This window comes from Oleiphilus sp. HI0061, assembly GCF_001635675.1.
Genome location: NZ_LWFE01001628.1, coordinates 1 through 761, shown reverse-complemented (window position 1 = coordinate 761; position 761 = coordinate 1). Strand labels below are relative to the sequence as shown.

General features: G+C 42.7%; 1 protein-coding gene. It reads right to left on the bottom strand.

Annotated features, from left to right (window positions below; translation table 11 throughout):
* Positions 1 to 308: 308 nt before the first annotated feature.
* Positions 309 to 683: a hypothetical protein gene (locus A3735_RS25130; protein ID WP_068514279.1), complete on the bottom strand. Its 375-nt coding sequence runs from the start codon at positions 681 to 683 to the stop codon at positions 309 to 311.
* Positions 684 to 761: the final 78 nt, after the last annotated feature.

Here is a 761-nt window from a genome sequence, read left to right as displayed (position 1 = left end):
CACACCTCAAATCGGTAATTTAAGCTTAACAGAGACTTGGCTATGAAGTCAGAGTCCACACCACTTTCACGCATTTCAGCAGCTTTGGCTAAGGCTTTTTTTAGTTCGTCATCGCTTGGTTTAGTCATAAGTAATGTGCCCCTTCTCCACAAAGAATAATGCCATAAGAACTGGCTCATACTTTAAATATAGCTTATTTGAAGCAATTAAGAGCAAATGCAACGCTTGAGAAAAACTTTAAGGAAAGCAGAAAAGAAAAAGCCGACACTGAAGGCATCGGCTTTTTAATGAATATTCAGCAAGGACACTTAGTGGTCGATAGACGTAAAAATCTTCAAGCCATCAGCTGTTTTGATCAAGTTATAAGACTCACGCCAGTTAGAGACCGTGTCGCCCGAATCGTTCATCATCGTCCATGTGACTGAGGCAAGGAAGCAGCTACGGCCAATCTCGGTGACTTCGAGGTTTTCGTACTTGGTATGTGTTACACCCTCTGCAGAGTGTTTATCAAGCAAGCTTTGGAAATATTCGACCAGGTCAGACGGCGCTGCACACTCCCATACTGCGGCATCTGAAGTGACAGCCAAATAAGGCGCTTGGTATCGACTTGCAATCAGGGCCCCATCAAATGAAGAAAAATCTCGCACAAAGCGGTCAAAGAATTCTTTTATATCATCAAGCATATTTCAGTTCTTATCGCTCAAGGTTACAGGAAGATAAAGAGCCAGAGCCTAGAATCGGCCATTACTCATTTAATGCTA